Genomic DNA, 24,958 nt, shown 5'->3' with positions numbered 1-24,958 from the left:
GGTGTTGCAGTAAGGACAGACTCCTGACACCGGATATAAAAACGGACAAATACGGAAGCGCAGACCATGGCATATCCATTTCCGACGACAACCGCCCTTCATCCGCTGTCACGGTTGAAGAACAGCATTCTGTCGCTGGGAAAAAGCCTGCTGAGCCGGGAAATGCCCGGGGCAGAGCCCTCCCGCAGGAAAAAGCCGGTTCGCCGTCAAAGTGCATCTGCGCAGCATCGGTTTACCTTTGAGAGCCTGGAGCCGAGGCTGCTCTTTTCTGCCGATCCCATGGCCATGGCGGTGCAGACCAATGAACTCAGTCACGACATGGGCAACGATGCCAATGATCTGGTACTGAGGGTCATTGAGCAGGACAACACATCTGTTCTGCAGCTGGTGGATAGCAGTGCGGAAGGTGCGCCCGTTCTTTACGAAGCCACGCTGGACAGCAGCAATCACATTACCATTACCGGTACTGATGGTGATGACACCCTCACGCTGGATAAAAGCATTACTGCGCTTACCGACGATACCCTGCTGATTACCTTCAATGCGGGAACTGGCAACGACACCCTGGTGGGTGCCGAAAGCGATACCACATGGACATTGACCGGGAATAACGCGGGTACGGCTGGAGACCTGACTTTCAGTGGTATTGAAGCCATCACCGGTGGCAATGGTGATGACACGGTAAGCGCCACCATCGATGGTAAGAATAACTGGGCCATTACCGGCAGTAATGCGCTTGATCTGGCCGGTATCTCGTTAACCGGTATTGAAACATTGTCTGCTGATTCTGACGATGTGCTCGATTTCTCCGGCTACACAACCGGTGTGACGGTTGATCTGGATGCAGGTATTGCGACCGGTTTTGAAGGTGTCAGTGGTTTTGGTGATATCACCGGTTCCGACTATGACGATACCCTGGCCGGTAACGCGAATGACAACACCATTGTGGGTGGCAAGGGTAACGATACCCTTGGCGGCGGTTTGGGCCTGGATACCTTGAGTGGTGGTGAAGGTACTGACACGGTCAGTGAGCGCCGTGACGCAAACTTTGTACTCAAAGATACTGTCCTTACTATTGACGGTATCGACGAAGATACGCTCTCAGGTTTTGAGTCTGCCGCGCTGACGGGTGGTGATGGTAACAATACGCTGGATGCTTCAGCCTTTACGCTGGGCGATGTTTCCCTTGATGGTGCCGGTGGCGATGACACCTTAACAGGCTCCGGCGGTAACGACACGCTGACTGGGGGAGCCGGTGCCGATACCATCGACGGTGGTGCGGGAACCGATACCCTGTGGGAACAACAGGATGTTGATTTCACTCTGGTGGATGTCTCTGCAGTAGATTTTGAATCTCAGCTGACGGTGACGTATGCCGATGCGTCGACGGAAATAGACACGCTTGTTCGTATAGAAAGCGCGGATCTGACCGGTGGTTTGAGTGATAACACCCTTGATGCGTCCGGCTTCACTCTGGGGGGGGTTACATTATCCGGGGGGGCGGGTCGTGACACGCTGGTTGGCTCCGACAATGATGATGTGCTCAGCGGCGGTACCGGTGTCGACAACATTGATGGTAATGGTGGTACCGATACGCTGATCGAAAGCGGAGATACCCGCTACATTCTCACCGATTCCAGTCTGGATGCTGCGGCGGGTGTTGATGAAATTCAGACCATTGTTCTGACCGGTGTCAGTGATGGCACCTTTACTGTTTCCTTCCGTGGCGAAGAATCTGAAGCGATCGCCTACGATGCCTCAACTGAGGAACTCGCTGGTATTCTCAGCCTGCTGACCGGATTCCATGAAGAGAATATTCAGGTTACCGGTAGCCCGGGTGCCTGGCAGATCCAGTTTATTGGTGAGTTTGGTTCCCAGGATATTGAACCGCTTGTTGTCACCGGTAGCTTTTCCAGTGGTTTTGCCGCTGTTCAAACAACACAGGCTGGCCAGTCCAATAACGAAGTTCAGACCATCACCCTGACGAATGTGACCAGTGGTTCTTTCACGTTAACGTTTGATGGTCAAACCACGGAAAACTTGGCGTTCGACGCGGATATTGATGACGTAGCGTTTGCTCTCCGCCAGCTCGACAATATCGGTTATGAAGACGTTGCGGTGACCGGTTCCGCCGGCGCCTGGGTGGTGACGTTTACGAATAATCTGGCGGCCCTGAATGTCAGCGAAATGACGGTCAATGGAGACTTTAACGCTGGCGGCAGTGCAGCTGTGAACAGTGTGGATGGCGTTCAGAGTCTGGATACGCTCAGCGAGATTGAGAAAGCTGAGCTGACCGGCGGTGCCAGTGGCAACCTGCTGGATGCATCCGGGTTCTCCGGCAGCGTCAAGCTATACGGCGGTGAAGGTATGGATACCTTGATTGGCGCCGGTGGTGATGACGAACTGTACGGCCAGGATGATGCTGACACCTTAACGGGTTTTGGCGGGGCTGACATCATTGATGGCGGTGAAGGCATTGATACGCTGGTAGAAACCTTCAACGAGAATATGACGCTCACCAATGTGAGCCTTGTGCATGGCAGCACGACGGATACCCTGTCCCAGATTGAAATTGCCGAATTGACCGGCGGTGCGGGTGATAACACGATTGATGCCTCCGGCTTCACTGGGCTGGGGGTGGAAACCCTGCTCCAATATCTGGCTAACCAGTCCGGCCTGGGAACGGTCGAAGGCACAGATTTCTCCGTTACTCTGCGTGATGGCACGGTGGTCAATGTCAACCTGACGTATGCCGAAACCCTTCAGGACGTGCTTGATCTCATCGTGGAAGCTGATACAACCGGGAAGCTGACCGCTACGCTGAATGCCGCACAGACCGGTATAAATCTGACCGATACCACAACGGGCGTTGGAGACCTGACCGTTGCTGCGGTGGGTGGCTCATTGGCCGCCAGTGTATTGGGGATTGAAAAAACCGGCACAGGTGGAAGCCTTGCCGGAAATGCCATTGTATCCGGTCATGTGAAGCTTGATGGTGGTGCTGGTGCGGACACCCTGACCGGTGGTATTGGTAATGACACCTTCACTGGCGGAGCGGGTAACGACATCATTACCGGTGGCAGCGGTGAAGACTGGGTGGTCGAAGTGCGCGATGCCGATATGATGTTGGCGGATATCACCAGCGATGACGCAACGGATCCTGTTGATCTGGATAATGCGACACTGACTATCGGTAGCACTGAAACCGATACACTGGATGGCGTCGAACGGGCGGATCTTTCTGGTGGTGCGTCTGTTAATTCACTGGATGCAAGTGGCTTCACATTAGGTGGCGTGATACTGCGTACCGGCGGTGGTGTGGATTCACTGGTGGGTTCTGCCAACGACAATGATCAGTTTTATATCGATACCACAGGATTGGTAGCAGGGACTGACAAGGTCAGCGTCAATATTGGCGGTGGTACCGATAACGAAATCATCGTCGAGGGAATGGACTCCTCCATTACCCAGGAAGATTTTGAATGGGTCAGCTTTACCGGCAAGGATAATGCGACCTACACCGTGAATGCCGGTGATACGGCGACGATCGACGGCGATATCTCCGTTGATGGCATGAACATCAAGATTGCCGCCGGCACGGTCAAGATCAAGGGCTATACGATTGATACCAGCCATGCGACAGCGGCGGGTGATATCACCATCAAAGGCAAGGAAATCACCATTGATGAAGGTGCACAGTTAATTGCACTGGCGTCAACGAATGTCAGCAATGCCGTTCATGGTGATATTACGGTATTGGCTGAATCCCGTTTATTGCCCTGGACATCCGGCTGGTACAACTATGATAACCTGAAAGCCAAGGTGTTCATTGGTGAAACGGTCGGCACCGGTAATACACAGACCACGTTGAAAGGTGGCAATGTGTCCGTCGGTGCTGTGGTTAACAGCCAGAATTACCTGGCGGCCAGTAACTCTAACAACAATAACTGGTTTGCTGAAAAGGCACTGTCGGTTGCCGAAGCGGCGATTGAATTCAGTGAAGGTCTGGCTTTGTTGGGCGCGGTATCCCGTGCGGTTTCTACAGCCAAAATTGAGATTGGTGAGTTCGCCCGGATCACCGCAGAGGCATCACCGGATACCAGTCAGAATACCGGTAATGTCACGATTGTGTCCTCATCCCTGGCGCAGGCCAGCGCCAAACCCTATTCATGGGGCTTTGCGGCCTCCGTCGGCATTATTGAGAATGAATCAAAGGTCACGATCAATGGTAATGTGAATGCGGCAGGTGATGTTTACATTCATGCTGACGCTAAAAATGCCATGGATGTTGAGGCGAACCCGACCAAGCTGTCCAATATGGCCGGTTCTGTCGCTGTCAGCGTGATTCAGTCAACAGCTGAAGCCAATGTGAAAGATGGTTCGGTCATGACCGTTGGCGGCAACCTGAATGTCTCCAGTAATACCTCTGAAATCAACACGACAGTAGCGCGCTCCATTGCCGGTGTTAAAGGCAAACTGGGTATTGCCCTGGCCATAGCGGTTGATGAAAGCCATACCAATGCTTACCTGGATGGCACTGTCACCGTTGCAGGTGATATCACCGTTGAGGCCAGCATGGATGACCACATCCTAAACGACAACGGCGCCAATTCAGGGATTGGTGCGAACAATAGCTTGGGCGCTATTTCTGATAACCTGATCGGTATTGGCTCACTGTTCCTGTCACCGGCTGCCAGTCCCGGAATCAAGGCGTTTGCCGGCGTTGGGACTGACTCCAAAGGCGACTATCTGACGGATGCCGCTAAATCCCAGAAAAGCCGTCTGTCTGATCCGATCAAAGACGCCACCACGAAATTTCTGTCGTCCAAATCCGATGCATTTGATAAGTGGTGGAATACTACCTCAGAGCCAAAAACCAAGGGCGATGCATATGATGTGGCTGCTGCTATTGCAGTGCACGTCGATAGCAATGACGTCACCGCGCGTATCGGCGACGGTGTTGTGGATGCGGCTAACAAACAGAGCGTGCAAGCCGGTGGCAATATCACCGTTCAGGCTGTCCTTGAGTCCCGTCCCAGCCTGACGTCGGACTCCAAGGCGATTGATTATGGTGCGGCAACGGGGGATGACTCCCGTTTCACCACGGAAACCGGCTTCTCTGCAGCCATTGCCATGGGCTATTACGACAGTCAGTCAAAAGCCTATATCAATAAGGATGCGGTGGTTGATGCGGCCGGAAAACTAACAGTTAATGCTGAAACCCGTAATCAAATTGATCCCTCCAGCCTCTGGGGCGCCAACCTGATTACCCCACTGCTGGAAGATGTCGGAACGTCCGATTACAAGGATACCGACACCGGTGCCACCCTGACTGCGGGTACGCTGGTGGAAAGTAAAGACAGCACCGGCAAGACCATTCAGTACGAATTCCTGAGCGATGTCGCCGAGTATAACGTTGATCTCAACAATGAAGATTTTGAAGATGATACCCGGTGGTTGATGCTCGACCCTGTTCAGAACAAGATCGGGGAATTCATTACGACAGCAGCCAGTTATCTCGACAGTAACCTGGGGCTTGATGACCACCTGATTGACTCCTGGACAGCGTCACGGGCGGATGGTCAGAAGAAAACCGCTGCCGGTTCTGTGGCCGTTCTGGTCATGAACCAGAGTGCGGATGCGACCATCAAGGAAGGAGCGTCTATCAACCAGGACACCACGTATCAAGATGAAGCCACAGATCAGAATGTGACTGTATCGGCAGCCAGCGTTGCCCATATGATCAATCTTGGCGGTAATTTTGCGCCGTTTGGTGTGACCGGTGATACGGATAAGCCGGGGGGAGATGATAAAACCTACAGCGGCTGGAAACCTAAAGCGAGAGCCGGTGGCTACGGCACCAAGGCGGCCGACGATGGTGATGCCGTTGGTGTGGCTCTGTTGGGCTACGCCTATGTCAATGATGTCACGGCGAAGATAGAAGACGGCGTGATGCTGTATGCCGATAGCCTGAAAGTAGACGCTGATAACGAGACACTGTCTGTCACGTTCGGTGCTTCTGGTGGTCAGGCTGACAACATGGCCTTTAACGGTGCCATGCTGGCCACCGTGTTAATCAACTCCACCATTGCTCAGGTCGATGACGGTGCCAATATCACTGTTGGCAACGGCTCTGCGGACAATGATGGTAATTCCGTCCTTATTAATGCAAACGATACCGCTTATATCTTCACGGTTGCCGGTGCAGTGGCGTCCTCTGAAACGACAGGTGTTGGGGCGTCAGTTGCTGTCAATGTGATTGAGCGTGAAACCGAGGCGCTGATCGGTAGCCGTTATGGCGATGACGCGCGTTATGGCAGCGGTGTTTTCACTGCAACGGGTAACGTCAAGTTATTCGCTGAGAATGATGGCGTGGCAGCCAGCCTCGCGCTGGCAGGCTCCAAGGTGTCAAAAAGCCCTGCGGCTGACAGTGATAGTGTTCCAACAGATACGGCCAGTAATGGCAGTGGTGGCAGCTCCGATCCTTCCAGCAGCAATGGTTTAAGCAATTCCGATGGCTCGACAACAACCAGCCCGGAATTGATGAAAATGAACCAGAGCCAGAGCTACCAGGATGGTATTGCGGACATGAGCAGCCGCTGGACGGCAGAGGAGGAGGCCAAAGAAGCGGCCAAGCCTGGCCAGACGGGTATGGGGATTTCCGGTTCTGTCACCATTAACATCGGTGACGACAACGCAGAAGCCTACATCCGTAATGCCTACGATATCGATGTTGGTGACCTGACCATCAAAGCCAGTGATCTGAGTATTTATGGCTCAATCTCTGGTGCAATGACCTATGTGAAGGATGACAATGGTGGTACTGCCCGGGGAATTGCGGGTTCTGCCTCCTTCAGTTTTGTCACCGGCACAGTTAATGCTTCGGTTGTCAGTGCAGACTCTCTGCTAGCTGACCTGCTCGATTTTGATGCCACCCGTAACGGCTGGGTGGCCTCTCTGACTGCCAGTATTGCCGGCGCTACCGGCCGTAGTGGAACGGCCATCGCAGGTTCCGTTGCGGTGACAAGAACCACCTTTACGACCAAGACCGGATTGTCTTCTATCTCCGGTAATACAGTCATTGATGGCACGATCAACCTGAATGCGGATGACCATACCCAGATAATCCTGATTGCCGGTTCCGGCGGATTTGGTGGCAAAACAGGCGTCGGTTCCGCTGTCGCCTTTACACAAATTCAAAATACCACTGAATCAGTTATCGATGGTCTCAGTAACCTGAAACACGGTGGTGATGTCACCGTTACGGCGCAGTCAACAGGGCTGGTAGTGTCGATTACGGGGTCAGTGGGAACTGCCGGCGGACAAAGCACGACCGGTTTGGGGGCCGCTGGCACCCTGTCAATGAACTTCATCAATAACACGATTGAGTCCAAGCTGCTCAATACCACAACGACGGCAGACTCAACCGGTAATATCAGCCTGCTCGCTGATGATGTGTCGTCGATCTACTCCTTTGCTGGTGGTTTTGCTAAGGGTAAGTCGTTGGGCCTCGGCTTTGCCCTGGGCTTCAATTTTATCGATAACACGGTGACGGCGAAGGTTTCTGGCTCAACCTTGCGCACCAGTGGCGGCTTGAGTGTTAAGGCAGAAGAAAGTTCCGTATTGGGAACCCTGGTTGTAGGGGGCTCGGGTGCTGAGAAGTTGGCCGTTGCCGGTAGCCTGGCGGCAACATCGACCAATAATGACATTACGGCGACCATCACGGGTGACAGTGATATTGCCGTAGACGGCGCTGTTCTGGTTTCCGCATCTGATACAACGACCAGTGTGAACCTCTCTGGTGGCCTTGCCTACTCCTCTCAGCAGGGCGCGGTGGGTGCTGCGATCGGGGTTAACCTGATCAACAACACTGTCCTGGCTGAAATCAACAGCTCCAAGGTAGTTTCCAATACCTCGACGCTGGATGTTCTGGCGTCGGCCAAGAGTGTTCTGGTCAGTGTGGCCGTCGGTGGTGCAGGTGCGCAGAATTTTGCGGTGGGTGGCTCGATTTCTGTCAATGAAGTCACTAACACGATTCAGGCATGTATTAAGGATGATGCGGATGCGACGGTTGCGACTGATGTTGAAGCCAGTGGTGCCGTCAGTGTGGCGGCGGCTGACTCGACGACAATGGTCGTTATCGCTGGCGCCGGGGCTTATTCTGGCAGCGGTTCTGCCGTGGGTGCATCGGCTTCAACTACCGAGGTTGGCAACACGGTACAGGCCTATATCGATAGTGCAAAAGTAGAATCCAAAAATGCCGGTGTGAATGTACTGGCTGGCTTCTCACCTTCGGGGTCGGATGTCGATCTGGCAGGCCTGGGTGTGGATACCTCTGAGCTGCCGTCAGATACTGATTTCGGTGCACAGGTTATCAATGTCACCATCGCCGGTGCTTATGCAAACAGCTTTGCGGCTGGTGCGGCTATCTCGCTGAACTGGTTGAACAACACCGTAGAGGCGTACATCAATAATGCTGATGTCGATGCCTCCAGTGATGTGACCGTTGCGGCCGAGGACGACGCTGACCTGATATCAATTGCGATCGGCGCGGCAGGTTCTTCGGGCAGTGCGGTCGGCGCAGCGATTGCCTACAACTACATTGGCGGTGATCCCGGTGATCCGACCCGGAATGTGGCCGAGAATCGCGATGCCATTAATACAGGCATTATCCGTGCTTATATTGGCGGTAGCTCAACAGTGGATTCGAGCCTGGGGGCCGTTAACGTTTATGCGGACTCAGCTGCCAGCATTGTAAACATCACAGTCGGTGCGTCAGGTGCCAGTAATGTCGCGATAGCCGGCTCTATTTCGATTAACTTCATGCGTAACCTGGTCAATGCCTCCATACAGGGCGGCGCCAAGGTAACGGGCTATACCGATGTGAATGTTCGTGCTACGACAACACCAATAATGGTGATTGTCGCCGGTGGCGCTTCCGGTGCCAGCACGGGCGCGGCAGCTATTGCCTCTGCCACCAATGATATGCGTAGCGATCTCCAGGCGCGTATAGAAGGCAGTGGTACTGAAGCGACAGCGACAACCGGTGATATCAAGGTTGCTGCAAAAGTTCTGAATACCGATCAATTGCCGTCTGTTGCACTGGCCGATGATGGTGATGCCGATTCCGATGATGATCCGATTCTGGATGCCCAAATCTGGTCCTTCACCATCAGTGGTTCGGGTGCCGGAACGGTGGGTGGCGCAGCTTCGCTGTCATTGAACTGGATTCGCAACAGTGTGGAAGCACGTATTGCTGACAGTGCCAAGGCGCAGGCCGACAGTGGTGCGGTGAGTGTTTCTGCATCCGATCAGGCAACACTGAATTCGCTGGCCGGTGGCGGCAGTGGCGCGGGAACCGCGGCAATCGGTGCAGCAGTGGGGTACAACTATGTCGGCGGCAACCCGGATGATCCGGGCGATTACGATACCGCCAATATTATTCGGGCCTACATTGATAACGCCACGGTGATTGCTGATACCGTGACCGTCAGTGCAACCTCTGACGCTGATATCAATACTTTCAGTGTCTCGATTACCGGATCCGGTACGTTTGCCGGTGCTGGCTCATTCTCCCTGAACTGGATTCGCAAGACCGTTGATGCCCATATCAGTGGAGGTGCTTCTGTTACCACGACCGGTGACATCAATGTGCTGGCAACGGATACCTCTGATATCCGTTCCGGCTCCACCCAGATCAGCGGTTCTGGCACAGTCGCGATTGGGGCAGCTGTCGCCTATAACGAAATCGACAATACCGTTAAATCCTATGTGGATGGTTCCAGTGCGGTTGTAACGACCGGGAATGCCGGCAATATCCGCATTGTGGCCACATCGGATGCGACAATTTCGACCTTATCCGCCGGTATTTCCGGTTCCGGTACTACCAGTGTGGCCGGTTCCGCCTCCAGCAACCTGATTCACAATGACGTGCGGGCGTATATCAACGGTGGCACGGTCACAACCGATGACAACATCCTGGTTCAGGCTGAATCTGACGACACCATCAAGTCCTACGCCGGTACCCTCAGTGGTTCGGGGACTGTAGGTGTTGGCGGCACCGTGGTGGTCAACCAGTTGGACAATGACACCCAGGCTTATATCACGGGTGATGCAACGGTTGTTGCGAAGGGCTCAGGCAGTTCACTGGCCATCAAACAATGGGCTGACGATGCCTCCGGCACTGAGAGTACCGAAAACCTGAATGGTTTGGCCGTTATTGCTACCAATGATGAAGAGATTGATGTTGTTGCCGTCAGCCTGGGGCTGGCCGGACAGGTCGGCATTGGCGCCAATGTGATCGTCAACAAGGTCACGAATACCACACGTGCCTATATCAGTGATGCGTCAGTCAATAACAACAGTAACCGGGGCAAGCAGGTCAAGGTTCGTGCGCACCAACACACTGATATCAGCAGTGGAGGAGGCGCGCTTGCCTTTGGTGGCGGTGCCGCAGGTGTTGGCGCTTCTATTGATACTGATATTGTCGATAACACCACGCAGGCCTATGTTGCCGATGATGATGTCTCGACCGATGAAGATCATATCTATGCCGGTGAAGGCCTGGATGTTTCGGCACTGAGTCGAGAAAAAATCCTTTCTGCCAGTGCGGGTGTCGGGGCTGGTTTTTATGCCGGTGTGGCCGGTGCAGCGTCCGGGGTGAAAAGCACGTCAGATACGGATGCGATTATCCGGCTGGCCAAGGTGACCAGTGATGCAGGTGTCAATGTTGACGCCAACAGTCGTGTGGAACTGGAACTGTATGATGGCGCCATCGGCGGCGGTATTGTCGGTGCCGGTGGCTCTGTTGCGGTAGGCCTGCTGGATGGCAATACCCGCGCCTATATTGAAGGGGCGACAATTGACGCAAGTGGCACTGTGCAGGTTAACAGTGATTCGGAAGAAGACGTCTCTGTACTGGTTGGCACGCTCGCTGCTGGGGCTGCTGGAATTGCGGGTTCTGTGTCTGTGGTTGAGACAAACTCGAACACGACCGCTTACATTGGCGCTTATGTACCCGGCAGTGGTGCTGCAACCAACGCGAATGTGACGTCCGGCGCCGATACCAAGGTCAAGGCGACCAGTAACATCACCTTCGACAACGACATTGGTGCCGGTGGCTTGGGTGGCGGTGGTGTTGGTGCATCCATTGATGTTGTCACGGCTAAAAACGCCGTGGATGCCCATATCGGCGCAAACAGTGTTGTGATGGCGGAAGGGGATGTGACCGTTGAAGCTGAAGCCAATCGCACCATTGATTCCATGGTCATGGCATTTGCCGGTGGTGGCACCTTTGGTGTCAGTGGCGCGGTATCGGTTATCAGTGTGGGTACAGGGCTAGATAGTGCCGGTAATGAACAGGCGACACCGGCGCAGGAAAAGATTGATGCAGCTTTCAGTGACAGTAATCCGAACGGATTGGGTTCTGATGACACTGCCCAACGAGCTGACAGTGTTGCAACAAGCAGTCACTTTACTGTTTCCGTAGGCGAAGACCCTTCCGTATCAGATACCACGGCCTATATTGGCGATGGTGCACAGATCACGGCTGGCAGTAATGGGGCATCAGCAGACATCCTGGTGAAGGCGACTGAAACCGCGGATATTCAACAGATTGCCGGTGGTGCAGCGATTGGGGGCGTAGGCCTGAGTGTAGGTGGCTCTGTCGGTGTATTGAATCTTTCCGGAGCAACAACGGCTTATATCGATAACAACACGGATATTTCTGCAACCGATGATATCAAGATCAAGGCGATATTTACTGCCGAAGATGTTGACGTTTATAGCTACGGCGGCTCTGCAGGCACTGTCGGGCTGGGAGCTCAGGTCAGTGTTATCAATGATACGGCGACACAACGGGCGTTTGTGGATCATGGAACAACGTCATCAAATGGCGCGCGGATTACCAAAGCCGACGATCTGATTATTACCGCAGAAGCCTCCCGCAATTACGACGTCGAGGCGAAAGGGGTAACCGCCGGCAGCATAGCCGCAGGAGCGGCAGTCGGTGATGTCGATATCGGTGGAACCACGTTGGCTTATCTGGGGGATTATGCCCAGGTTGGCCAAGATAGTGATTCAGTCGGAGACGTCCTGATCACAGCGACCTCTAACGCCACGGTGACCGAAAATATCTGGTCTGTGGCTGCAGGTATCGGAGCCGGTTCTGGTAACGACGCCAGTGTTCGTATTGATCCGAGCGTGAAGGCCTTTATAGGAAACAATGCCGCTGTTTCTGTGACCAATACCGTGGATATTCAGGCTGCGGCTACGCCAAAAGCCGATGTGACGGTGCATGGTGTGAATGCCGGCGGTCTTGCCGTTGGTGTCTCTCTGACAGATATCACGATTGCGCCTACCGTCATTGCCGCGTTGGGCGATCCTGATGATGCGACTCAAGGCAGTGTCAGCATCACCGCCGCCAGTCTGTCTATTGCGGCAGAAACCAAGGTGCCGGATAACAGCTATACCGCCAAGGCGTACTCGCTGGGTGCAGCCGGCGCCTTGATTGGTGTTGATGCAACCCTTTCGACGATCAATAACAACAGCACGGTGAAGAGTTTCGTTGCCGATGGTGCGACGCTGGCGATTACCGGTGCGACGACACTTTCTGCAACGAATAATACCAAGCAGAAGTCCGAGGCTGACAGCTACTCCGGCGGTCTGCTGGCGGCAGGCGGCAGTTCAGCCAAAGCCAAGTCAGATACGACAACGCTCGCCTTCCTCGGGGATGGGGTTGATCTGACAGGCTCTACGCTCCAGATCACAGCAGTCGGTAATGATGACAACTATGCCGAAGGCACAGCCGGTGCCGGTGGTATTGTCGGTGGTTCCGGTACCGAAGCCATTACCGTGAACAAGAGCACCGTTACGGCTGAAATCCGTGAAGGCGCCAGCGGCAAGGATATCGACCTGACCCAGCGCGGCGCAGGAACCCTGGTCATCAAGGCGGAGCAGAATGCTACCTTTGACAGCAAAATCAATGTGGGTTCCGGTGGTGTGCTGGGTGCCACAGGTGCCAAGGCTGATCACGATGTAACAGCCAATGTAACTGCGGGTATTGGTGCGGATGCCGTGATCAAGGCAACCGATATTGATATGGATGCTATCACCAAACTGCGCAAGAACGGCGTCTCTGGTGACAATATCAAGGGCACAACAGGTGGTGTTGCCAGTGCTGCCGGTGCAGACAGCTTTACCAACGTCAATATGACCACCCGCGTAGTGATTGGGGATAGTGCGTCACTGACCGTGGAAGACGGTGCATCAGATGCCGGTGACATGACGCTGGATGCTCTCAATGACTTTATCCTGAACGACAAGGTCACACTGATCTCCGGTGGTGCGGTGTCCGGAGCGGGCGCGACCATGGAAATCAAGACGGATACCAACATTGCAGAAGTCTACGTGGGTGAAGACGCGCAACTGAGCAGTGTGGGAGATGTCCAGATTTCTGCTCGTGGCACGGGTGAGGCTGTCGGGAAAGTCAACGTCGAGACTTACGGTGGCGGTACAGTTGCCGTGGCGGATACGACGGTAGAAGTACGTCCTGAAAACAAGGTGACCTTCGCGGCCAACAGTTTCCTGACCACTGATGGCAACCTCAATATCTCAACCGGCACTGATACCAGCTTCAACCGTGACCAGTACAAGCTGGAAGCCCGTACAGATAACTTTGCCGGCAGTGCTATACCGATCAACAGCCTGGATGCAACCGCGAAGCTGATTCAGAACAACACCATCACGGTTGCCGCTGGCGCAGTGTTGGAAACAGCCCGTGATGCCAGGCTTCACGCTGAACGCCTCGGCTTTGCAGATATGGCAGCCAAGGCCAAGGGTGTGAACTGGACCAGTGAAGTCGCCAAGGCAATCAGTGGTGGTTCCGAGTTGTACGACGGCACCATTGAAACCGAAGCACATGCCACTGTGGATGTCGATGGTACCGTTCGTACGGGTATCGACCGTAAGCAGGAACTGGTGCTGGATGCCATTGTGAATGGTCAGGTGACCAGCAGCACTCAGACTGACGGTGTTACTTTCCGTACTGTTACCGATCAGCTGGATTCCGAACTGGTGCAGGAACTGCAATATGCCCAGAAACAGCTGAACCAGTACAAGGACACCAACGCTAACCTCAAGGCGTTCTACGAGTCTGAAGTCGCTCGTATTACCAGTGAGCTGGAAGCACAGGGGTTGTGGAGCACGGATGAAAATGGCTTGTCCGGCTACACCAAGCAGGATGTGCTTATTGTAGAAGTTGATCCGATCTGGGCGCAGGCGGGTACCATTGATGTACGTTCTGATGTCCTGCAGGGTGATGGTGTGTTTGATGCACCGGGTGATGCCAGCGTTGAGATTACCAACAACACCGCCGCCTTCCTGGAAATCAAGGGGATTTCGATTCCGGATTCCAACGGTGGTCTGTTCCTGAACGGTGTGGAAGTCGCCAGTAACAGTGAGATTGAAACCTATAACCAGGCCGATGAAGGTGTGTCGGCGGGTTCCGCCAACTTCTCCACAGTAACCGCCGGAGGCAGTGAAAATCCGCCGTTTATAACGATCTCCAATACCTTTGATGAGAGTGATCCTGCTAATGCGGGAATTCCGACGCCGGATATTACGATCACCGGTAATGTCGAAAACCCGCAGGGTAACCTGACCGTCAGTAACCCGGACGGCAAGGTGACCTTCGAAGCCCAGGTTCGTGCGGAAAACATGAACGTGGTCGGTAAGAGCGTCTATATCAGTGGCCTGACCGATTACAGCGTGGGCGGTGAAACCTACTCCAAGCTGGACTCTTTGACCAATAACGGACAACAGAAGGCTGCTTCTGACGCAGCGGTAATCGCTGAACTGACCAAGACACCGACTGGTGTCAGCCTGTATGGCGACCGGATTGTCATACAGGCTGAGTATCTTAACCTGAACGGCATCATGCAGAGCGGAAAGCCGGATTATAACCTGACACTGGGTACAGCGACGGCTAATGAAATTTCCAGCATCAGTCGCTCGACCAGCGGTCTTGTCAAGCTGACAACAGCTTCAACCGACGACTATACCGTTTATTACAATACGACAACCGGCAAGATTGAAGTTCAGGAAATCCGGGTCAGTGGCGGTTACATTGAGCTGGAAGGTCATATGCTCAATACCGGCGCCGGTGAGATCCGGGTGCTGGGCGGTTACGGCAAAATCTCCGTGACCAACAACACCGCATATGACGTCGTGGTGAAAAGTCTGGATGCCTCCCAGCGGGGTGAAGGCACACTGGTTATCAAGGACAAAGCCAAAGGTACCAGCGCGAATCCCCACGTCACGATTTACACCAAGGACGAGAATGGTGTCACCATCAAGGAAGACGGCAAGTCCGATGTTGCGGGCAGTGATAGTAGCACCTATTCCATCAAATCTGGCTGGCGCTATGGCTGGTCAGTGGATGTGCTGGATGCAACCCGTTATTACAAGACTGTGAAGAAGAGCGGCTGGCTGGGGATTGATGCCTTTGCCAAAGACCCCAGTCCTGATTACTGGGATACGACCGAGCGACTGGAAGGCCCTACCCTGACCGATGAAGGACCGTATTTCTTCCTGGATGCGGCGAAGGTGAATGATGCCTATACGTATGTCAGCGATCCCCAGGTCGATGCCACCAAGACCAAGACATATATCGAAGATCGCTGGACGACCAGTACCTGGTACGGAAAGAAAACCTACTACACGAAGTATGTGAAGGAAGAATACACAACCACGACCCATACCCATACGGTCAAGGCTGACTATGGCGTCAATATCAACTTTATCGGTTACGACGCAGGCAGAGTTTCTCTGACCTCTACGGTGGCGGGTGCGGATATTCTGATTGACGGCAGTATACTGAACAGCTCCGGTACGACAATTATTTCGTCGAAAGGTGATATCCGTCAGACCAGCGAAGATTCCTACATTACCGGCAAGCGGGTAGTGCTTTCTGCCACAGGTGATATTGGTCAGGTCGTTGTTGATGGAAATGGCGACATGGTGGATTCCGGGGCTCTGACTGTTAATTTGGCAGATCATGCCTATGCCAGCCTGAAAGCAACCGCCGGTGGTGTGGTACATATCGCCGCTGGCAGTGGCGACCTGGCGATCGACAGTGTTAAGGCTGGTTCCGGTGAAACCGTGAGACTGGTCGCCAAGGAAAATATTACTGTTGCACAGAAGACCTCAAGCAGCTGGTATACCGGCTCCGTGCAGGGTGGCACGGTAGCGCTGGTGGCTGAAGAAGGCTCCGTTGGTAACAGCAGTAGTCGTGCCCTCGCGCTCAATTCCGGCACCAGCCTGTCCCACTATGTTGCGGTTGACGCCAAGACGGATATTTACCTCAAGGAAACCAGTGGCGACCTGCGTCTGAAAGAGGCTATTTCTGCCAGTGGCGATGTCTATATCAACGTGGCAAGTGGCAGCCTCAAGGATGCCAATGACAGTGCTGTTCGGGATGACCGGACCTACGATGAACTCCTCAATGGTGTCTGGAGCGATCTCCAGTTGACCGATGGCACGGGCGCGCAGAACAAGATCGACCAGACCCTGGTCGATTACGTCAGCAACCGTGAGCAGGAGTACGATACCTACTGGCAATACCGTGGTATGCAGGTGGATCCGTCTGTATACGATGCAACCTTTGAGGTTCCCCTATCGTCCGATGAACAGACGTATTACACCAATGCAGGCTGGACGGTTGGTGAAATCCAGACGCTGGTTAACAAGCGAACAGAGGAATACCACAGCCTGCATGGCCAGTACGGCAGTTACGGCGACAGCTATAACGACAGCTTTACCTATACGTTGTCGGATGCTGAACGGGACAGCCTGACGGCAAGTATCAAAGTCTGGACAGAAGATGAACTGCTGAACCTGTTCAGTGCCGGGTTGATCGAACCGATCACCGATACCCAGACCTCGGTTGAGGACGCCAATATCAGCGCCGCCGGCACAGTGTCGATTGTGGCGTCTGGCAGTGTCGGTTCTGCTACCGGTTCCCAGGTGATTGATCTCAGTGGTCCGACGGTTTCTCTCACCGATGATGAGCGTGTGGCATTGGCGGCTGCTGAGCGGACAGATGTTGCTTATCTGGCGGGTGATATTGTGTCGGCGAAGGTGAACTTCCTGAATAACAGCAACAGTGCTGACACGATTGTACGTACTGACGGCGGAAACTGGCAGACAGATGGTTTCCAGGCAGGCATGACCATTCAGGTATTTGGTACTGCTGACAACGCCAATGAAAACGGGCAGTTCTTTACTATTGAGTCTGTTACAGCCAATACCATAACCCTGTCAGACGATGATCAGTTATCGACTGAGTACCGAGCCAAAATCACACTGGCGGAAATCATTGCGGATCCTACTGTGGATGGCGCATCCATTACCGGTATTCGTATCGATCTGCGTGATGATGTAGATGTTGATGCATTGGGTTCTGTATCAGCGACTGGTAGTGGCGACGTGTTCCTTGGCTCCGAACTGGACGTGAAGCTTGATACGGTGGTGGCCGGTGATACGGTCAGAATCAAGACCGGTAAATCGATTATCAACGCCGGTGGTAGCAGCGTAACCAATGTCACCAGTAGTGATGTGATACTTGAGGCCGCGGATGGATCCATCGGCTCAGCCTCTGATCAGATTTACATCAATCTGGCGGCCGATGCCATCTTCACAGCCCGTGTCAGCGGCGATATTTACCTGACAGAGCGAACTGATGATATCAATGTTGGAACGCTCTACGCGCAGTCTGGTGGTATCTATCTCACGGCGGAAAGTGGTGCGATTGTCGACGGTCTTGATCATGATTTCGCGAATATCAGTGCTGCCACGGAACTGATGCTGACCGCGTCGGCGGGTGTGGGTGAGGATGGTGATTATCTGGAAACCGACCTGGCCACGGACGCAACCCTGACGATAGCGGCAGGCGCGGATGTCTATGTCCATGAAGTATTGGGCAACATGAATATCCGTGAAGTACTCGCCGATGGCGGTAATGTGGATCTGCGTGCGCATCTGGCCATCAAAGACACTGAGGATGCCAGTGGTGATGTCGTGACCGGTCTGCCGGAAGCGGATGTTATCGGTAACAGTATTACTCTGACGTCTGAGAATGATGCGATTGGTATCTCCGGCAATGATCTGGATATCAACAGTGCCTACCGTTCTGCCGGTACAGTGACCACCAGCAGTGCTCTCAATACCTATCTGATCGAAACGGATGGTGATCTGTCCATTAACACTATTGGTACAGGGGCGGATTACACGGCCTTCATTCTGGGTCGGGATAACATCCTGAATGGTAACGCCGATGCGAATGCATCCAACGTTACGTCAGGTAAGACAAGGCTGTTTGCTGAGGGGGATATCGGTGCCTCAGACAAACGTCTCCAGACCACTGTCGGGTACATGGAAGGGCGTTCCACAAGTGGTAATGTCTGGATTACCAATACTGGTCACCTGACCATTGGTGGGCTTGATCAGGCTAATGGCATGGTCGCGACGGGTACCGTGAACATTGAAGCTCATAGCCCGATCACGGTTGAGAAGTCCATTATCACTGACGACGACATCCTGCTCTATGCCGGTGAAGACAATAACGATGTGGCTGGCGAAGAAGATGATCTGACGGTTAAGGCTGGAGTAACGATCCAGTCAACAGCAGGGACTGTTACCCTGCGAGCGGGCGACAACCTCGTGATTGAATCGGGCGCTATGGTCAGCGCCCTGGGTGACCTGCTGCTGCAAGGGGATTACGAGAACCTTGATGCGGCTGGTACAACCATTCATAACCTGGGAACACTGAGTGGCGCCAACATCACCATTGAAGGGGAAGCTGGCAGTGACATTATCCTATTGGATGGTGTCATCACAACGGCGGGTATTCTGAGTATTGCCGGTGCCGCGGGCAGTGATGATATCCAGCTGTTGGGCAGCTTGACCGGCTCCACCCGCATTGATGTGGATGGCGGCAGTGAAGGCGACAGTATCCTGATTGATGTCAGCCTACTAACCGGTGATACCTATGTCATCGGTGGTACAGGTGACGATACGCTGACCGTCAATGAGTTGCATTCACGGAGTGATGTACTTTCCCTGGATGGTCAGGGCGGCGGCGATCAGTACATCATCACAATGACGGATACTGACGCGGATGGCGTGACCCTGACGGATTATGTGATTGATGTGCACGACAGCGGCGATGCGGCTGATGGAGTGGACAATCTGACTATCCATGGTCGGGGCTTTGCTGGCGATACTGGTGCTGATAAGGATGATGTATTCCTGATCCGGAATAACTTCATCGCCCGTCTGCATGGCGAGGTTGAAACCAATACCTTTGCTGATCCGGTTGAGCGGATTAATTACGATAACAGCCTCAATGACCTGACCGGCGGTGTGCTGATCAATGGCGGCGAAGGCAGTGACAGCTTCTTCCTGGATGACACCAGTGCCCTGATGACCATTGATGGTGGTAGTGGCCGGGATACGTTTCAGGTCGGTCAGATCTTCGGTGAGGCACCGGTAACGGCGCCCGGTGATGAAGTTGCCGGCACTGCCGTAACCCGAGGTTACCTGAGTTATGGCAACAGTGAAGAATTGACCCTGCTGGGTGGTGATGATGGCGACAGCTTCACCGTTTACAGCAACAAGGCCAAGCTTTTCATGAAAGGCGAGAAGGGCAATGATGAATTTGTCGTCCGTGCCTTTGTTGCGGACGACAATATTGACCTCAATGGCGGTGATGACGATGACACCATTGATTACAACGTCAATGCGCCGCTGAGCATTGATGGCGGCAGCGGTTTCGACACGCTGACCGCTATCGGTACAGAAGCGGACGACACGTTCATTGTGACCCGTGACTCCATTATCGGTGCAGGGCTGAATATCACTTACGACGGTGTGGAATCAGTCGATGTCGATGCACTGGAGGGCGACGATACCTTCATCATCGAAAGTACCCATGAAGGTGTCATTACGACCCTGATCGGCGGCCTGGGCAGTGATAACTTTATTGTGGGCTCAGAAGGGTTGACCAGCGCGATTCAGGGTTCCCTGATTCTTGAAGGCGGCCTGACCATGGTCGATCGGGCGCTCAAGACGCCGGTGGTATTGCCCACTGAGCAGGCGACATCTGCCAAAGAAATTCCTTCCATTACGGATGAAACCATCCAGACGGATACCGTGACGCTCTTCAATGATGCCAGCAACACTGACGACAGTGGGCAATTCACAACGTCATCGGTGTCAGGCCTGAATATGGATGACACGGCCATTGTGGTGGCCGGTGAAAACGGTGCGCCGGATCGCACCATTGCCGGTGGTCTGACGTACTTCGGCATGGAAGTGGTTGAAGTGGTTATGGGATCCGGTAACGACACGCTGGCTGTTGATACTACGGCGATCAGTAACAGTGCGGCCATGGTGTTCTCCCACAATGTGGGACTGGGGGTCAGTTATATCACCCTGCAGGATGGCAGCAGCTGGTTTGACCAGGGCTTCCGTGTAGGCGACAAGATCGTTGTTGCTGATACAACGGGTAATGACGGCACGTATACCATCGACTCCATCTCGCTGGATGGCTCCCGGGTTTCACTGGTCAGTGGCGAACAACTGACCGATGAAACAGTGACTGCCAGCATTCAGCGGCAGAACCCGGTAATGGTTGCACACGGCGGTGGCAACCGTGAGGTGGTCAATCCTGTGTCCGGTGATACCGAGATGGGTGGCGACACCATTACTGTGACGGGGACTGATGCCAAAAATGTGCCACTGCTTATCTTTGGTGATACCAGCCAGGATGGTAGCCGTTACGCTTCGCTGAGAGGTGCTGGCTTGGATCCGGTTGTTGGTTATGCCAATGCCGGTAACGATATGATTGATGCGTCAGGCGCATCAAGTGGCGTTGTTATCTATGGTGGTGCGGGCGATGACACTATCTATGGCTCTCAGGGTAATGATCATATCGCCGGTGGTTCCGGTAATGACACGCTCTATGGACTGGGTGGCAATGACCATCTCTATGGTGATTCCGGCTTCAATATCGATCTGTCCCAGCGTCTGAGTCTGGCTACAGAAGTGCTGACGGTGGTGACAGTTACTGACCCTGTCAACGATGGCGCCAATGCAGATGACCTTACTGTGGGCAATGACACCATTGATGGTGGTATGGGCGATGACATTATCTTTGGTGATCATGGTGTTATCACCCAGATCCGTGACGGTTCACCGGAACAGCTGCGTCTGATGACGACCGGTAATGTGTCGCATATTGAGACCACGGTCGAAGATCAGGGGGGTAACGATACCCTGCTGGGTGGTGATGATAATGACATAATCCTTGCAGGTGCTGGTGCGGATAAGGTGGCCGGTGATGCCGGTGACGATATCCTGATCGGCGACAATGGTGAAGTCGACCGGAATGTGGATGGTGATCTGATTACCATTGACCTGGTTCAGAACAGTACGGTTGATCACGGCGGTATCGATACGCTGCAGGGGAACGCGGGTAATGACTGGCTGCTCGGTGGTGTCGGTGGCGATCAACTGTACGGCGCCAATGAAGATGGCAGCCCGCTGGGACTTCTGGACAATGATGATGACTTGATTCTTGGTGATCACGGTATCATCACCCTGGCTGCAGGCCAGATCATCAGTGTTGCTTCTCTCCGTCTCCAGAATGGTGGTAACGATACGATTCGTGCGGGTGATGGTAATAACCTCGTGATTGCTGGCTTTGGCCAGGATGATGTCACCGCAGGTTCTGGTAATGACATTCTTGCCGGTGATAACGCGAAAGCCACCTTTACGGATGGCCATCTGATCACGCTGACTAGCACTGACTTGGATGACTCTACTGGCGGTAATGACACCCTTGATCTGGGTGATGGTTTCAACCGCGTGATTGGTGGTACTGGCACTGACAGCATTACTGGTGGAACCGGTGTCGATCATGTCCTCGGTGACCATGGTACGTTGACCTACGATGTCGCCGATATCCTCCAGTCTGCGGTGAGTGCACTGATCGATCAGGGTGCGCGCGATGTGATCACACTTTCCAATGGCAGCAATGTGGTCATCGCGGGTCAAGGTAATGATGACGTGACCACGACCGGTGATGATGACATCGTGATTGGTGATAACGGTTCCGCCCAGTTTACTGATGGCCACCTGATTACGCTGACCAGCACAGACCTTAATGAATCCACTGGCGGTAATGACACCCTTAATCTGGGTGACGGTTTCAACCGCGTGATTGGTGGTACTGGCACTGACACCATTACTGGTGGAACAGGTGTCGATCATGTCCTCGGTGACCATGGTGTGTTGACGTACGATGTATCTGACATCCTGCAATCTGCTGTGAGTGCACTAATGGATCAGGGCGCACGTGATGTCATTACGCTTTCTAACGGCAGCAATGTGGTAATCGCTGGTCAGGGTAACGATGAAGTGACCACCACAGGTGATGATGACATTGTCATCGGTGACAATGGTTCTGCCCAGTTCACCGATGGCCACTTGATCACGCTAACCAGCACCGATCTGGATGATACAACCGGTGGCGATGACACCATTAACATCGGAGACGGTTTCAATCGTGTAATTGGTGGCACTGGTACGGATACGATCACCGCTGGCACCGGTGTAGATCATGTTCTGGGTGACCATGGTACGTTGACCTACGATGTCGCCGATATCCTGCAGTCCGCTGAGAGCGCATTGATTGAGCAGGGCGCGCGCGATGTGATCACGCTGTCCAGTGGCAATAATGTTGTGATTGCTGGTCAGGGTGGCGATGAAGTGACCTCGACCGGTGGTGATGACATCGTGATCGGTGACAATGGTTCTGCCCAGTTCACCGATGGCCACTTGATTACGCTAACCAGCACCGATCTGGATGATACAACCGGTGGCGATGACACCATCAATATCGGAGGCGGTTTCAATCGTGTGCTTGGTGGTACTGGCACAGATACCATCACCGGTGGCATTGGTGTAGATCATGTCCTGGGTGACCATGGTACGTTGACCTATGATGTCGCCGATATTCTGCAGTCCGCTGAGAGCGCATTGATTGATCAGGGCGCGCGCGATGTCATCTCGTTGTCCAGTGGTAATAATGTCGTGATTGCTGGTCTGGGTGATGATGACGTGACCACGACAGGTGATGATGACATTGTTCTTGGTGACAATGGCTCTGCCCAGTTCACCGATGGTCATCTGATTACGCTAACCAGCACAGACCTTGATGACTCCACTGGCGGTAATGACACCATCAACGTGGGCGACGGTTTCAACCGCGTGATTGGTGGCACCGGTGAAGACTCGATCAATGGTGGCAGTGGTGTCGATCAAGTGATCGGTGATCATGGCCAGATGACATGGGATGTCACGGATATCCTTCGTGAGGCGATCAGTACGCTGCCATCGCAGGGTTCTGACGATACCATCACACTGTCGGACGGTGGCAACACCGTGATTGCCGGTATGGGTGATGATACGGTGGAAACTGGTGACGGTAACGACCATATCCTCGGCGATAACGGCGTGGTGAGTTATGATGCGCGAGGCTTGATCACGGAAGCCGAAACCACTGATTTTGCCCTGGGTGGTATTGATACAATTCAGGCCGGTGACGGTGATAATGTCATTCTGGCAGGGTTTGCAGGCGATACAGTCACAACGGGCATTGGCAATGACACGGTTATTGGTGATAACGGTCGGGTAACCTTTACCGATGGCATCCGTACCCGTGCCGAAACGCTGGATACCGTCAGCTCAACCGGTGGTAATGACGAGATATCACTGGGCGATGGTGAAGATCAGGCTCTGGGTGGTGTTGGCGCCGATAAGATCGAAAATGCCAGTGGTGAAACAGTCATGATCGGTGACGATGGTTATATCGACAGCGATACGGCTGGCCGTTATGTCGAAGGCGCAACCGGCAGTACTGTTCTGGGCGACGATGATGAGCTGTTGGGTGGCTCTGATCGGGATGTGCTGTTTGGCGGTGTTGCCAACGATGTACTTGAAGGCAGAGACGGCGATGACCTGATTGTCGGTGATGGCGCAAAAGTCACGCGCACCAGCCAAACCCTGATTCTTGAAACCATCGACTTCTTTACCGGAGGGGATGACACCCTGAAGGGGGATGAAGGCCTGGATCGCATGATCGGTGGCTTCGGCAGCGATCTGTTCTACGGCAACCTGTCAGAAGATATCATGGTTGGTGAATATGCCCGTATGACCTTTGCTGAAAACGGCAATGCCGAACAGGCGACGGTTATCGTTACGCTGGCACAGGGCGGGCTCGACCTTCTGCGGGTGACTGAAAAGTCACTCTACACGAAGGTGGCTGCCATCAATACTCACAGCTTCCTGAATTTGCGTCCGATTAGTTCACTGGGTATTGCGACACCGATGCGTGGCAATGCTGCGAATGCGCAGGACTTCCTGGAGAATCTGGTATCCCATATCTCGGATAACAACCGTTCCAGTGCCCGGTCTGCAGGCATTGACTTCCTGCTGCCATCCGAGCCGACAGCTGCGGGTGATGGTGAAGGCGAAGAACCGGCGCAGTGTGAATCGGTTACTGATGAAAACGGCAATGTAATCCCCTGTGCAGAACCTGCCGTGCAGGATGGAATTCCGGTAGAAGATTCGGCGGCAGTGGATGTTGAAGCCAATCCCCAACCGAATGGCCTGAATCACGCAGAAACCGCTGTTCCGGAGAAGAGTGACGCTGAGGATGATCTTGCCGCGACCGGATCGATTGCCGCCGCTTCACTGGCCTGGGGAACCGCAGCATTGGCACGTCGTAAAGACAATGCTGAGGCGAAGTTTAACCAGTCTGCCATCAGTGATCTGCAAAAACGGCAAAAGGCGAAACGCTTTATGCGCTGGGATAACGTGTCGCTTTAAGGTATGTTGT

Annotated in this window: 1 protein-coding gene; it reads left to right on the top strand. The window is 53.7% G+C overall.

The features are described 5' to 3' along the window. The first annotated feature begins 66 nt into the window (after window positions 1-66). Entirely contained in the window at window positions 67-24,948 is a 24,882-nt protein-coding gene (locus ABD892_RS26080; RefSeq protein WP_345199289.1) for an LEPR-XLL domain-containing protein, read from the top strand. Window positions 24,949-24,958 lie beyond the last annotated feature (10 nt).

This window comes from Kistimonas scapharcae, from assembly GCF_039540975.1.
GTDB classification, from domain to species: Bacteria; Pseudomonadota; Gammaproteobacteria; order Pseudomonadales; family Endozoicomonadaceae; genus Kistimonas; species Kistimonas scapharcae.
This window is presented reverse-complemented; position numbering and strand designations above follow the sequence as displayed.

Coding starts and splice junctions, on each gene's coding strand:
- ABD892_RS26080 (WP_345199289.1), top strand. CDS start 67: ATGGCATATCCATTTCCGACGACAACCGCCCTTCATCCGCTGTCACGG.